This is a genomic window from Carnobacterium divergens, assembly GCF_900258435.1.
In the GTDB taxonomy this organism is placed as follows: Bacteria; Bacillota; Bacilli; order Lactobacillales; family Carnobacteriaceae; genus Carnobacterium; species Carnobacterium divergens_A.
The window spans coordinates 1,745,291-1,758,208 of the sequence record NZ_LT992558.1; the positions used below are offsets into that span (position 1 = coordinate 1,745,291).

The following is a 12,918-nucleotide window of genomic DNA, read 5'->3' on the forward strand; positions in this document are numbered from 1 at the left end:
AATCTACTGATTGAAATACGAAATTAATTACTCTTGATAATAGGATAGTCACTCTATTTTCTGTTTCTTGTTGTCTTATAGACATCTCCAATTTTTGATTCATCTCAATTGAGCTACCCTCTTACGAGGACAAATTAGTTTCATCTACTATTATGTCTATAAAAAATCTCCTTTCAATATATTGAAAGGAGATTTTCATCATTTAACTAAAATTTATCGCACAATAGTGTTAAAGTGAACAACAATTAGTCTATACTACAAAAGCTCTTTACTCGTATTGGTTCACTTATTTTTTGATGCGGCAAATCCCCAGTACATATCTCTGTACATCCCTTCCTTGTATTCCATAAATGGAACTCTTCCATGACCAGTTGAAATGTATTTTGGTTTTAAAACATCTAAAATTTTAGCACTATCTATCGCTTCATCCATATTAAGTGTATAGCGTTGTGCAGGTGGCAATAAGATATCTTCAGAATTAGAAATCATATCTCCTGCTAGTAGAACGTTCTCTTTCTCATGATAAAAAACAGTATTTCCTACACTGTGACCCGGAACAAAATAGGCTTTTAAACCAGCTCTTTTTAACATTTCTTCATCTAAAGGTTCATAGAGATCAGCCATCCCTTCTTCTTTTGAAGTATAAGGGGAATGCCCTTCTTTAAGAGCTTCAATCTCTCTGGAATCAATGTACGCAGGAATGTCCCACGCTTTTTTATATACCTTCACTCCTAATACATGGTCTAAGTGGCCATGAGTTGCGAAAACCGCTGTAGGAGTCCCTAAACTTTCTGTGTAGCCTACAATAGATTCCGCTAAGTTATCGAATCCTGTGTCGATAATAAATACCTCTTTTTTTTCATTTACAACTGCCCAAAAATTAATGGGTACGACTGTTCCTGGAACGTCCATATTTACGTCACCTTCTGGATTTGAAAACACATAAACTGATTCTGAAATTTGAATAACATCTGTAAATTTTCCTGCCATTTTGAATCACTCCTTTTCTTTTTTTATATTACCAACTTAGAGTAACTATCAGTCAACTAATAGTTTTCTTTTTTTAATCTCTTTAATAAAATTAATTACTCAGCAATAATCTCGATTTTGTATCCGTCTGGATCTGTAACAAAATAGTAATCGGATGCACCACCGAAATTTTTAATTTCAGTTAATTTAATTCCTAGAGATTGATGTTTTTTATATAAATCTTGAATTTTTTTCACTTTCATGCCTATATGACCATATCCATTACCTAACTCATATTCTTGGTAGTCATGGTTATACGTTAACTCAAGTGTAACCTCACTATTTGGGAAACTTAAAAAAACTAACGTAAATCCGTACTCTGGGAAATCTTGAATTTTTTCTTCTGTACAATCAAAAGCTTGTTTATAAAAAACAATCGATTCTTCTAAATTTTTTACACGAATACAAATATGATCTAATTTCATCCTAAATTCTCTTTTCTATTCTAATTAGATGGTACTTTGTTAATTTTTATTTTTAAAAGCAAGTAAGATCGTTCTCTCATATCAAAGCCACCGTTAAAGCCTGGTTGTCGGTGAACTTGATTTGCTGTTACATAAAGATACCCGTCCATACCAATTGACATAGAGTCTGGCCACATTACTAAATCATTTTGAACAACTGTTTCCATTACTCCATTGCGATCAATCGCTACTATGGAATTATTTTCATAGTCACCCGCATATAACGTCCCATCGCTGGCCATAATAAGACCATCGGAAGAACCTTTTTCAACTACTGTTTTCACCTTGCTTTCCAACTGTTCGTCTGTAAAATCTAAAAATAATAAATCAGTTTCAATAGAATACAAATATCTTCCTACCAATGAACAGAAATAAAGTGTTTTTTTATCTGGTGATAATTCAATCCCATCTACCGCTACGTGAAATTTAGAAATAGTTCCATCTTCATCCTTATTTTGCAACGGAATGCCTTCTACTTTAGGAATAATGGTTTCATCAACAGCTGTGGAACGAACACCATCCAAAACTCTTCTGGATTCGCCACTTTCTAAATCTAAAATAATGATCGCTCCTGGACCAGTTACAGATGAATCTGTTATATACGCAGTACCTGTGTTTCCTCGTTCCCAATCAAAGCGCATATCGTTTAAATAGGTAGTATCCAATAAAACATCCTTTGGAAATGTATAACTAGTAAGAATTTTATTTGTTTTTAAATCAATGGACACTAATTTAGCTGCTTCTCTATTTGGTGCATCAAAAAATGGAGCTCCTGTATCTAATACCCATAGACGATCAAGATAATCCGCAAAGAGTGCTTGAACACTTAAAAAAGTTTCTTTTGGTTGGCTAGAATTGTAGGTATTCATTTGTTCATTAGGATAAGGTTCTTCCATGTTGTTATCTTTTAATTCAACAACAGATGCCACCACATCGTCGCCCCATTTAGGAAAATTAATGAAAATGCGTCCACTATTTGATACCGCTACTCCCGTTGGCATAGCGTTACTAAACGTAGCTGCGATTTCTAATTCCCCAGTATCTCTTCTTTTTGGAAAATTCATAGTACCCCTCCTTCATATAAGGTTAAATATTCATAATTAAGCAAATGGTCATGCATAAAAAATTTCGTGAATTTTTATATTCTTTTACAGTGCATGTTTTGAAGAACGCATCAGAACTTCACTAATTGAAACAGTATCTGGTGTTGATAAAATGTAAGCTACTGCTTCTGCTACATCTACAGCAGTTAACGATTTTGTTCGATCTTGAACTTCACCAGCAATCCATGCTTCAATATCCGTATTTCCAACACTATTAATTAATTCAGTTTCTACAATCCCTGGTGAAACAATAGATGAACGAATATTGTCTTCTAAATGTTCTTGACGTACACCTTCCATAATTGCTCTTACTGCATATTTTGTTCCACAATATACCGCTGAGTTGGGATAAACTAGATGACCTGCTACAGAGTCCATTGCAATCATATGTCCAAATTTTTGTTTCACCATTACAGGTAAACATGCTGCTAACCCATTAACAACTCCCATAATATTAACACTTACTGCTGATTCCCATTTCGCCACTTCTTGTTCATTTGAATCCGCTAAGGGTCCCATTGGCATCACACCTGCATTGTGGAACATCGCATCAATTTTACCAAATTTATCTAGCGTGTACTGAACTAATTCTTTCATATCTGATAAGCTTGTAACGTCTCCAACTTTATATTCCACGCCATATTCAGCTAATTCTAACTTCAATGCTTCTAATCGCTTTCCTCTTCGTGCAGACATTACAATTTTTGCGCCTGATTGTGCTAACTTCCTTACAGTCGCTTCCCCAATACCACTAGATGCACCTGTTATAATCACTACTTTATTTTGAATAGCTGTCAATTTTATCATTCCCTTCAATTTTCTTAATGTCAATTTATCACTTGATAGTTACTATCAGTCAACTGTTATCTTTTTTTATTTAACCTTCAAATAATAGTTCTTTATTTTTCCTGTTTAGAAACATTTCCCAATATAGCGGAGCAATTTTAGCTGGGTCCGACTGAGTATTTCGTTTGATGGTTGCAGAAACCGTAATTGTCCCAACAAACACTCCAACCGATTGTAATTGATCGTGCAATAAAAAAGTAATCAATCTTAAAACTGATTTATCGATTGATAATGTCGCTTTATGATAATCTGGATTAATCCCTAATCCTCCCCCTGTTGTAATAATTGCTCCAGAATTTTTCTTCAAATGAGGCACTAACGGATTAATAAAATTTTGGACACTTGTTGCATTTGTTTCAAGTGAGCTTAATAGTTCTTCGGAGGACAGTTCAACAATATCATCTGGTTGTCTAACACTAACATTAAATACGACGAGTTCTATATCATGTAATACAATTATTTCTGCTAAGCATTGATTAACAGCCTGTTTATTTTTGATATCAGAAACCCAATAAGCATTATGAATATTTTCTTTCGCAAGGCTATCTTTAAATTTCTGAAGTTTTTCAACATTTCTAGATAGTGTTAAAATTTTAAAACCTTTATTACCAAATACTTTAGCTATTTCCATTCCTAATCCATCAATGCTACCTGGTCCAATAATTAAAACACTTTTTATCATATAAACCCCTCCTAAGATATTCAGAAAATCAATAGATTAAGTCAACTAGTTATTTTAAATTGATTACTTTATTCTCTAAATTTTTAGATAGCTTTTCCTCAAAAGGATTAAAAATCCTATCTGTTTTATTATTCATTCGGTTCTCATAACTTACTATTTTATAATCGACCATATCCAACATTTCTTGAGTTTCAACCAATTGCATCTTGACCACGCATCTTTGTTTTTTTAATAATGTTAGTCTGTCAGGAATCGTTTGATCGCCTTCCACACACAGTTCAATATAATTTCTTATCTTTGAAATCGAAAGACCCGTGTCTCTCAAGCACTGCACGACATATACCCACTCTAAATCGTTTTCTGTAAAAATACGGATGTTTCGATCGTTTCTTTTTACAAATGGAAATAGCCCTTTCTTGTCATAAAAACGCAATGTATAGGGTGAAATATTCATAATTTCAGAAACATCCTTAATTGTTAACATCTTTTTATCTCCTTCTATTTTTTATCTTAACTATTTAATAAATTAATTGATTTTTTTTACTGATTCGGTTTTAAGCTCTATTTTTCCGATACTATCTACAAAACATTGAATACTAAATATTCCTTTGTTTAATTTTATATTTTTTAATTTTGTGCCACGTTTTAACTTAGATTTTGTCCCTTTTACTTTTAAATCCTTGGTCACCACCACATTATCGCCAGCAAAAAGTTTGTTTCCCATCGAATCATAAATAATTAACTCACCTTTTTCCATAGTTCGTCCTCTCACCTCTTTTTATCATGACTCTTTTCAAGAACTCAAATGATAGAACCAGTCTAAACAGATCCTTTTTGCTTTTTTTTAAAGATAGAAATCAAATAGACATTTCCTAATGTCATCAGAATGCATAATCCGAATCCAAAGCTGTAATGGGTTGAATCTGTTAGTAGTTTACTCATTAGTGCAGGTCCAAATGCCATTCCGACAAAGTTTAAAACATTGTATAATCCTAATCCTGTTCCTATGTCATTTTTATCTAATGTAGTCGGAACAAGCATATTTAGTACAATTTGAATTGGAGAATAGCCTATTGCAATAAAGATAAATGAAAAACAGATTGCCATAAAACTCACATTCCATAACAGTAACAGCCCTGAGAACCCCACTAATAAACTTGCTACAGCTAGATAAAAAATGAGTGTCGAATTCTCTTTAGTTAGTTTCTTTCTTGTAACAATACTAGAAAGTACGCTAAAAATGCATGCTAAGAAGAAAATACACCCCACTATATTTGGACCTAATTGATAGTAATCAGCAAATAATAGTGGCAAGATAAATAAAGTTGCTAAATGACAAGCATTAATCACAAACCCAATGCAAATTAAAGAGACAAATGAATTGTTTTTTAAAAGTTTAACTTTTATAAAGGGGTGCGTTCTTTTTCTTTCCCATGATAACAAAATAGAATAAGTTAACACTGCTAAAACTAGTAATGGACTAGAGACGTTCACACCAAGAAGAAATAAGATGATGACTAAAAATATTAAAAATCCTCCCAAATAATCAATCGGTTCTTTAACTGCCCTTTCTTTCTCATTAGGAAATAATTTCAATAAAAAAATAATTAAACCCATGCTTCCTAACATAAAAACAAATAAATAGCGCCATCCAAGATACGTTGTAATAATCCCTCCTAATAACGGGCCTATACCCAAAGCTAGTGCAATCGCAATACTGATAAAAGCTAATGCATTCCCTTGCATTTTCGTAGGAATGTATTGATTAATTGCTACCATTGCTAATGTGACAAAAGAAGCTCCTCCACTTGCTTGAATTACACGTCCTACAAGAATAATAGCGTACGATTTATACCCTATAAACCCAATAATTGAACCTATACTAAATAAGAGTACTCCATAAATTAATAATTTTCTTACCGAGTAACTTTCCGATAATTTCCCATACGTTACCGCTCCTACGGCAATAATTGAGGTATACCCTACTGATATCCAACTAGCCATAGCAGGGGAAATGGATAAATCGGTAGAAATGGACGGCATCGCTACATTGAAAATAACAGAGTTCATAGCCGCCAATAGTGTTAATGTGCAGAGCACCCCTATCATTTGAATTTCACTTTTCTTAAATTTCATAAAATCCTCCTTTTGGTAAACGAAAAGATAACTAATTTAATACATTTCTATCCTAATCTATTAGAGTTACTATCAGTCAAATATAAATATAAAAAAACAAAAATCTAGTTTAGATTTTTGTTTTTATCTACTATTTATTTGAATGAAATTAACAAAAAACGAAAGCATACAGCAAGTTTCGTTGATAATTAAATAGACACTAATTTTAATTTTTTATTTAGTTCCATGAAAAAGAACCACATAAAAAAACAAACTCCATTATTTATATGATGCTGAATCATTAAAAAAACCTTAAATTAATATTTATTATATTGATTAGTTTTTTATTATATGTAAAAATTGTTCAAAAGGAGGAGATTTTTTTATGAAATTATTTGTTATGTTCGGAACCATCTTTTTAATTAGTCTATTCGCTATTTCAGGTTGTAATAGAAACCAGCCAGAAGAAAAGAACAACGGTCTAGTTTTTAAAACTAAATTAAGAGATCATCCTCAAAAGTTCAAAGATACGGATACTTATATTTTAGATTTTGATACGATTGATATTGTCCACGACAAAGACGATATTTTAAAAAAAAGTTTTAATAACGGCGGGACTTTAAACTTATCAGCGCACCAGTTACCAGCAGATGCATCCATAAAAAAAGGAACAAAAATAGTTGTTCATTTGAAGAAAAATTTTGCAACCACAAGGTCTATTCCACCTCAAGTTCTAGAAGACGGTGTCATAAAAGTAGAATTTAATTTGTAAAAAAACGCTTTGCTTAATAAGCATGATGTGACCTCTAAAAGTTAGATTTTTTGTCTAACTTTTTGGGGTCAATTCATTTTTTATCAGATTTTTTCCTATTGAAAATATCCGTTTTTCGAAACTTAATATCCGCAAAAAAATTCAGAATACTTTTCTTTTTATGTTTTTAAGGATTAACAGAAAAATAATTGTCAATACACGTTTTGATTTTTTCAAAATCCTTTTCCATAAATAAGATTGCTGGTACTTCGATTATTGGAAGATTATTTTCATTATCAAAAGGCGTAAAGGGTTTAGGAACGATCAAATAATCAACGGAGTCTTTATCCCTAATATAGTTAATTGAAACGTCGTAATCCTTAGAAAAATACTCTTTTAAATCATCGTGATTCTTGATAAGTGGTAGAGAAAATATTGAACCATAATTTATTCCAGTGCTGACTGTTAATACAAAGCCGATTTTCTTCATGATGAACCTCCTTTTACATTAATACTAATCTACACGACTCTCTTTTGTAAAGCGGTTTCAAAAAAATATTAGAAATACTAACGAATCTTACTAATAAGAGAAAAACATAAGCTTTAAGTTCATCAAATATAAAAATTTAGCTAATATGCTTCCTCTCTATTGTACCAATCGAACTTATCTAAGCTCTTTAGTTTAGGGAAAATATTAAGTTTTTGGCATTCAGCTACAAATTCTTTTTCTGTTTCAAAAGAAACTACTTGTTGATTTGTCTTTTTCACGATATAGTACCGATATTTTTTATTAAAAAAACTGTAAAAATTATCAGAAACTGACCTAATTATTATATAAGTTTTATCTGAATTCACCTGATTGACATGTTCAACAATATTAGGAATAGAGCTTGCTGTGCCGCTCTTGTAATACAAGCTTGAAGTTATTGCACTCGTCGTATTTATCGTGTACTCCTCATCCATTCTGATAAAATTTCCAGTTGCTGACGTTCCATGCTCACGGAAACGATCTGGTGGATCAAAAAATAATGGAGAATGTAAAATAGTGTAGATTGTTACTATTACTAGCGTTGTTAATAGACTGGTTAGACTAATTAATTTTTTATATTTTTCAATACCATGTCCTCCAAACCATTTGCTTGCTTAACCAATTTTATTTTTCAAAAAACTCTTTCACTAACAACTAAATGTTAGTGAAAGAGTTTTTTGACACTATGAAAGGATTAATCTTCAATTAAATTATCGAATCCCCAAAGCAATCCGTGCATAACGGCTCATTCTATCCGTTGTCCACGCAGGATACCAAACCAACTGCACTTCTGATTTGGTTACTTCTGGTACGTCTTTTAAGGCTGTCATAATTTGATCAGTGATAACGTCTGCTAATGGGCATCCCATTGTCGTTAACGTCATTTTTACAATACAGTGACCGTTATTTTCTAATTCTACTTCATAAACCAAGCCTAGGTTCACGATATCAATCCCTAGCTCTGGATCGATTACTTGTTCTAATGCTTGAATAATTCGTTCTTTGATTCCATCTATTTCTTCTTGCGACCAATTTTTATTTTCATCTGTCATAAACGTCACCTCCACGTAAGTTCCACACTATCATACCGTGTTTTAGAAAAAAAGTAAATCTCTCAATAAGATAATTCTTAAAGGTGTTTCGCAAAGAATGTCGCCATTTCAACTGAGCTTTCATACGGTACTTTATGGCCTGCACCTTTTGTGGAGGTAAAGCTAACATGTTTTGCTGCTTCAGGCTGCTCATTGATCACTCTTTCGTAAAAATCAAGGGTTGGTTGGTATGGAACGGTATTGTCTGCTGTTCCATGCCAAAAATGCAAGTATCGACCGGCTATTTTTTCTGGCTGTAAGCTTAAATCAATCGGCTTTAATTGCTCTAATTCTGCTTGATAGTTCGCTTCATCAATATTTAACCCCTCGGCCCATGAAGAGTTTAATAACCATCTTGAAAATAAAACGGGTGCCGGACTGCCCATCAAACAAACGGCTGTTTTGATGGAAGGATAGTGTGTGAGTAAGGCACAGGTTGTAATGCCTCCCATTGATAAACCCGTTACACCTATTCGATTAGGGTCTGTTAAACCTTTTGAAATATAATAATCAGTTAACGTTGTAAATTCTTCGATACTATGTGCCACAACGTGCCAAAATTCCATATACGCTTCCTCATTCAAGGTGCCTTCTTTTCGTTCACCATGTAAATACGCTTCTGGTAATACCGCGCGAAATCCCTGTTTTGCCAGTTCATACCCATTTACCATCGCACTTTCCTTACAGCTTCCCCAACCATGATAAAACAAGACAGTTGGGAGCTTTTGGTGGTCGATATCAGATTCAACCATTTCTAACAAAGGAATTTCTGCTACAACGACATGTTTTACTACAATCATTTTCTTTTCCTCTTTTCTTTTATGAAAGTACGTCACAAATGTTTTCATTTTATGGTACACTATTAGTAGTTCTCTTAGTTGATTTTAACATAAGAGTACTCTTTTTTGTGAAAATTAATCTTCTGGAGGTATGTATGGCTAAAAAATTAATTACCATCGATTTAGATGGCACGACACTAAACAACGAATCAAAAATTACCCCTAAAACAATCGAAGTCTTTAAAAAAGCTCAACATGCAGGACATATGATTTCAATTGTAACAGGTCGTCCGTACCGTATTAGTAAACAATATTACCAACAATTAGGCTTAGACACACCGATTGTCAATTTCAATGGTGCGCTTTGTCACATGCCACATGAATTAGAATGGTCTGCTCAATACCATAAAACGCTCCATCGTGATATCGCTTTAGACATGCTTTCGCTAAAAAAACATATGGAAATTGACATGATTGCAGCTGAAGTAAAAGACAGTGTTTATGCGGATCAATTTTATATGCCTAACAAAGATTTTTTCCCAGATGGAAAAAAAGGAACGAACCCATTAACTGCTAAAAATTTAAAAGACGATCCAACTTCTGTTTGTGTCTTTACTAAAAAAGAAAACCAAGCTTCCATCACTAATGAATTACTTACTCGCTATGGCGATTCGATTGAGATTCGAACTTGGGGCGGCGACACACCTTGTTTAGAAATTGTTTCTGCTGGTGTTCAAAAAGCCCTTGGTGTTGAATGTATTGCTGATGCATATGGCTTTAAACAGCAAGATATCATCGCTTTTGGAGATGAGGACAACGATTATGAAATGATTCAATATGCTGGACATGGCGTTGTCATGAAAAATGGAATTGACGCATTAAAATCGATTGCGAATGATATCACTCAAAAAACAAATAATGAAGATGGTCTTGCCTCTTATTTAGAAAATTACTTACACTTAGCTTAAATTTAGAAGTGTCACATAAAAAAGGTTCAAAGGAAAATTCCTTTGAACCTTTTTAATTTATAATTGCTCTTTTTGACGTTTTTGCTGATCTGTATCCCAAAATTCGCCAATCAATTTATTCGTTTGTAAAATATTAACAAAAGCACTTGTATCGGTTTCTTTAACTGCAATTTCTAAATCGTACAATTCATAACGCGTAATAACAATCATTAAAACGGCACTATCGTCTCCAGTATAGCCGCCTTTAGCTGGTATCACTGTAATGCCACGAATTAATTTATCATTAATGGCTTTGATCATTTCATCGCTATGTTTTGTGACAATCATGGCTGTTACTTTTTGATGACTCGTATGAATCGTATCGACAACTTTAGTCATCACATAGATGGATAATAACGTATATAATGCATATTCCCAGCCATAAACAAAACCGGCTGTTGATATAATAATCAAATTAATGCCAAACATTAAACTTCCAATCGAGCGTCCAGTTGTTTTAGACAATACCATTGAAATGATATCCATTCCGCCTGTTGAAAAGCCGTACTTCAACGCACAACCAATCCCCACGCCACTCATTACGCCACCTGCAACGGCATTCATAATAGGATCTGGAGTTAATTCAATAATAGGAAAAATCATTGAAAAAATCGACATTAACGCAACCGTCATAAAACTATACAGCGTAAAATCACGCCCAATTTTGTACCAACCAAGTAAAGCAATCGGTGCATTGAACAAGATAATTAAAAGCCCTGTACTGACATGTATCTGAGCAAAGTCAAAAAGAGACGAGGAAATCAACTGTGAAACCCCGTTTAAACCAGCGCCATACACTCTTGCTGGAATCAAAAAATTATTTAACGCAATTGCATTTGTTAGTGCTGCAAAGAAAATAAAGAACATTTTTTTTGAAAACTCTGCCCACATATTGGGAACTTTTAATTTTGCCACTAAAGAAACCTCCAATCGATTTATCAGATTAAAATATAACAAGTTTTTCAACATAAAGAAAGAAAAATTTACTGAGTTTTTTCGTTTTCTTAGCTTCTTCACATTTTGACTGTAAAATGGTAGAATGTAAGCGTTCAATGAATTGTGAAATAAAGGAAGGAAGTGACTTTTTAGTGGCAAAAGAAGCTAGTTTTGATATTGTATCGGAAATCAACCAAGAAGAAGTAAAAAATGCAATTGCACTTGCAAAAAAAGAAATTACCAATCGCTTTGATTTTAAAGGGTCTATTAGCGAAATTAAGCTGGAAAAAAATCAATTAGTTCTGGTCTCTGAAGATGAGTATAAGATTGGTCAAGTTAAAGATATTTTAACGAGTAAATTAATTAAACGTGACGTCCCAACTAAAAATATTCATTATGGTGAAAGCGAAAAAGCCTTTGGCGGAAATGTTCGTCAACATGCTGATTTAATTAGTGGGATTGATAAAGAAAATGCAAAAAAAATCAATACCTTGATTAAACAATCTGGTATTAAAGTTAAAAGCAGCATTCAAGATGACCAAATTCGCGTCACAGGTAAAAGTCGTGACGATTTGCAACAAGTCATTTCATTACTTAGAGATGCTGATTTAAAAGTTGAGTTGCAATTTACGAACTTTCGTTAAGCAAAATAGCCCTTCAACCATTTGGTTGAGGGGCTATTTTTATGGAGTCGTTGTTGCCGTTACAGTGACTGTCTGACTGCCCTTCATAAGTTTTGAAATGGGGCATCTTTGATCGGCTAATTCAACTATTTTCTGTATTTCAGCTTGACTAAGTGAATCGATAAATACTTTTGCTGTTACATTAAAATGATAGCCAATCGTTTCAGGGATTAATCCAATCGTTACTTTGACTGAGCTTTTTTTGGATTGTTGTTGCTCTTTTAAAATTGTTTCAACCGTTGCATTCAAACAGGTGCTATAGGCCAATGCCAGCAATTCTTCTGGGTTCGTCCCAGGCTCTTTACTGACTGGACTAGACACGTTTACTTTAAATCCTTCACTGCCTTCAATGTACGCACTCCCAGCAACTCCTGTCTCGTTAATGGCTGTGGTTTGGTAAATACTTTTTTCGTTTTGAGTCATTGAAGCAACACTCCTAAACTAAACCAAATTTTAATTCTCGCATCAAATCACTTAATAATGAAGAGCCTACTAATAAAATTTCATAAAGTGGTAAAATCTCTTCTCCCGTTCGACCTTCAAATACTAAAGAAACTTCTCCTTCATTTGTTAATACTAGACGATAGTAAGCGGTTTTTTCTTGATTTAATTGATTGATTAGCGTCACTAGTTGAAGGCGGTTGTCTTCGCTAGAACACGCTATTAATTGATGGTATGTGATTGTAACATCCGTTTGACTTGTCGCTTCTTTGAAGACAACATCAAAAAGAATTTCTTTTTCAGAATTCACTTGAAAACTGCCACTGTAAGAAGTTTCATTGCTACTTGTTGTTGCTTTAACTAATGGAATTTGTTTTGCTCTAAGTAATTCTTCAAATGCTTGGATGGCAGTCATTGGTAAACTCCTTTTTATCGTCAATTATTTAAGAAAAAAAGGAACAT

At 33.3% G+C, this 12,918-nt stretch carries 17 protein-coding genes; 3 read left to right on the forward strand and 14 right to left on the reverse strand.

The window, feature by feature from the left end:
- Positions 1–282: 282 nt before the first annotated feature.
- The 8 genes from CDIMF43_RS08775 to CDIMF43_RS08810 form a co-directional block, all read right to left on the reverse strand.
- Positions 283–990, reverse strand: coding sequence for an MBL fold metallo-hydrolase (locus CDIMF43_RS08775; RefSeq protein WP_109841786.1), 708 nt, complete (start codon positions 988–990; stop codon positions 283–285).
- A 95-nt stretch (positions 991–1,085) separates the two neighbouring features.
- Positions 1,086–1,454 carry a VOC family protein gene (locus CDIMF43_RS08780; RefSeq protein WP_109841787.1) on the reverse strand — a complete coding sequence of 123 codons (369 nt, stop codon included), beginning with the start codon at positions 1,452–1,454 and terminating at the stop codon, positions 1,086–1,088.
- Positions 1,455–1,474: 20 nt separating this feature from the next.
- A complete protein-coding gene (locus CDIMF43_RS08785; RefSeq protein WP_109841788.1) occupies positions 1,475–2,557 on the reverse strand; it encodes an L-dopachrome tautomerase-related protein in 1,083 nt (360 codons plus the stop codon).
- Between the two features lie 84 nt (positions 2,558–2,641).
- Positions 2,642–3,394 carry an SDR family oxidoreductase gene (locus CDIMF43_RS08790; RefSeq protein ID WP_109841789.1) on the reverse strand — a complete coding sequence of 251 codons (753 nt, stop codon included), beginning with the start codon at positions 3,392–3,394 and terminating at the stop codon, positions 2,642–2,644.
- A 79-nt stretch (positions 3,395–3,473) separates the two neighbouring features.
- On the reverse strand, positions 3,474–4,124 hold the full coding sequence (locus tag CDIMF43_RS08795) for an SDR family NAD(P)-dependent oxidoreductase (RefSeq protein ID WP_109841790.1): 651 nt from the start codon (positions 4,122–4,124) through the stop codon (positions 3,474–3,476).
- A gap of 49 nt (positions 4,125–4,173) precedes the next feature.
- Complete coding sequence (locus tag CDIMF43_RS08800) at positions 4,174–4,608, reverse strand: MerR family transcriptional regulator (protein WP_074402650.1); 435 nt, start codon at positions 4,606–4,608, stop codon at positions 4,174–4,176.
- Between the two features lie 42 nt (positions 4,609–4,650).
- Entirely contained in the window at positions 4,651–4,881 is a 231-nt protein-coding gene (locus CDIMF43_RS08805; protein ID WP_109841791.1) for an alkylphosphonate utilization protein, read from the reverse strand.
- 62 nt (positions 4,882–4,943) lie between these two features.
- The gene (locus tag CDIMF43_RS08810; RefSeq protein WP_109841792.1) at positions 4,944–6,260 is read right to left on the reverse strand and encodes an MFS transporter; all 1,317 of its coding nucleotides are present in this window, start codon (positions 6,258–6,260) and stop codon (positions 4,944–4,946) included.
- A 364-nt stretch (positions 6,261–6,624) separates the two neighbouring features.
- On the opposite strand from CDIMF43_RS08810, the gene CDIMF43_RS08815 reads away from it, so the two are divergent.
- Positions 6,625–7,011, forward strand: a complete 387-nt coding sequence (locus CDIMF43_RS08815) for a hypothetical protein (protein WP_109841793.1) — start codon at positions 6,625–6,627, stop codon at positions 7,009–7,011.
- A gap of 166 nt (positions 7,012–7,177) precedes the next feature.
- On the opposite strand, the gene CDIMF43_RS08820 is transcribed toward CDIMF43_RS08815, so the two are convergent.
- From CDIMF43_RS08820 to CDIMF43_RS08835, 3 genes are all read right to left on the reverse strand, one after another.
- Positions 7,178–7,480 (reverse strand): hypothetical protein, encoded by a 303-nt coding sequence (locus CDIMF43_RS08820; RefSeq protein WP_109841794.1) that lies wholly within the window; start codon positions 7,478–7,480, stop codon positions 7,178–7,180.
- A 749-nt stretch (positions 7,481–8,229) separates the two neighbouring features.
- Entirely contained in the window at positions 8,230–8,571 is a 342-nt protein-coding gene (locus CDIMF43_RS08830) for a metal-sulfur cluster assembly factor (RefSeq protein ID WP_034569488.1), read from the reverse strand.
- 77 nt (positions 8,572–8,648) lie between these two features.
- Positions 8,649–9,410, reverse strand: coding sequence for a prolyl oligopeptidase family serine peptidase (locus CDIMF43_RS08835; protein WP_109841796.1), 762 nt, complete (start codon positions 9,408–9,410; stop codon positions 8,649–8,651).
- Positions 9,411–9,544: 134 nt separating this feature from the next.
- On the opposite strand from CDIMF43_RS08835, the gene CDIMF43_RS08840 reads away from it, so the two are divergent.
- Complete coding sequence (locus tag CDIMF43_RS08840) at positions 9,545–10,357, forward strand: Cof-type HAD-IIB family hydrolase (RefSeq protein WP_109841797.1); 813 nt, start codon at positions 9,545–9,547, stop codon at positions 10,355–10,357.
- Between the two features lie 57 nt (positions 10,358–10,414).
- On the opposite strand, the gene CDIMF43_RS08845 is transcribed toward CDIMF43_RS08840, so the two are convergent.
- A complete protein-coding gene (locus CDIMF43_RS08845) occupies positions 10,415–11,311 on the reverse strand; it encodes a YitT family protein (protein WP_233218309.1) in 897 nt (298 codons plus the stop codon).
- 173 nt (positions 11,312–11,484) lie between these two features.
- On the opposite strand from CDIMF43_RS08845, the gene CDIMF43_RS08850 reads away from it, so the two are divergent.
- Positions 11,485–11,976, forward strand: a complete 492-nt coding sequence (locus CDIMF43_RS08850; RefSeq protein WP_109841798.1) for a YajQ family cyclic di-GMP-binding protein — start codon at positions 11,485–11,487, stop codon at positions 11,974–11,976.
- A 39-nt stretch (positions 11,977–12,015) separates the two neighbouring features.
- Here CDIMF43_RS08850 and CDIMF43_RS08855 read toward each other — a convergent pair whose 3' ends face one another.
- Together CDIMF43_RS08855 and CDIMF43_RS08860 are read right to left on the reverse strand one after the other, a co-directional pair.
- A complete protein-coding gene (locus tag CDIMF43_RS08855) occupies positions 12,016–12,438 on the reverse strand; it encodes an OsmC family protein (protein ID WP_074402641.1) in 423 nt (140 codons plus the stop codon).
- A gap of 13 nt (positions 12,439–12,451) precedes the next feature.
- Positions 12,452–12,871, reverse strand: a complete 420-nt coding sequence (locus CDIMF43_RS08860) for a hypothetical protein (protein WP_074402640.1) — start codon at positions 12,869–12,871, stop codon at positions 12,452–12,454.
- Positions 12,872–12,918: the final 47 nt, after the last annotated feature.

Coding starts and splice junctions, on each gene's coding strand:
- CDIMF43_RS08840 (WP_109841797.1), top strand. CDS start 9,545: ATGGCTAAAAAATTAATTACCATCGATTTAGATGGCACGACACTAAAC.
- CDIMF43_RS08785 (WP_109841788.1), bottom strand. CDS start 2,557: ATGAATTTTCCAAAAAGAAGAGATACTGGGGAATTAGAAATCGCAGCT.
- CDIMF43_RS08810 (WP_109841792.1), bottom strand. CDS start 6,260: ATGAAATTTAAGAAAAGTGAAATTCAAATGATAGGGGTGCTCTGCACA.
- CDIMF43_RS08800 (WP_074402650.1), bottom strand. CDS start 4,608: ATGTTAACAATTAAGGATGTTTCTGAAATTATGAATATTTCACCCTAT.
- CDIMF43_RS08830 (WP_034569488.1), bottom strand. CDS start 8,571: ATGACAGATGAAAATAAAAATTGGTCGCAAGAAGAAATAGATGGAATC.
- CDIMF43_RS08805 (WP_109841791.1), bottom strand. CDS start 4,881: ATGGAAAAAGGTGAGTTAATTATTTATGATTCGATGGGAAACAAACTT.
- CDIMF43_RS08815 (WP_109841793.1), top strand. CDS start 6,625: ATGAAATTATTTGTTATGTTCGGAACCATCTTTTTAATTAGTCTATTC.
- CDIMF43_RS08775 (WP_109841786.1), bottom strand. CDS start 990: ATGGCAGGAAAATTTACAGATGTTATTCAAATTTCAGAATCAGTTTAT.
- CDIMF43_RS08860 (WP_074402640.1), bottom strand. CDS start 12,871: ATGACTGCCATCCAAGCATTTGAAGAATTACTTAGAGCAAAACAAATT.
- CDIMF43_RS08780 (WP_109841787.1), bottom strand. CDS start 1,454: ATGAAATTAGATCATATTTGTATTCGTGTAAAAAATTTAGAAGAATCG.
- CDIMF43_RS08795 (WP_109841790.1), bottom strand. CDS start 4,124: ATGATAAAAAGTGTTTTAATTATTGGACCAGGTAGCATTGATGGATTA.
- CDIMF43_RS08820 (WP_109841794.1), bottom strand. CDS start 7,480: ATGAAGAAAATCGGCTTTGTATTAACAGTCAGCACTGGAATAAATTAT.
- CDIMF43_RS08855 (WP_074402641.1), bottom strand. CDS start 12,438: ATGACTCAAAACGAAAAAAGTATTTACCAAACCACAGCCATTAACGAG.
- CDIMF43_RS08835 (WP_109841796.1), bottom strand. CDS start 9,410: ATGATTGTAGTAAAACATGTCGTTGTAGCAGAAATTCCTTTGTTAGAA.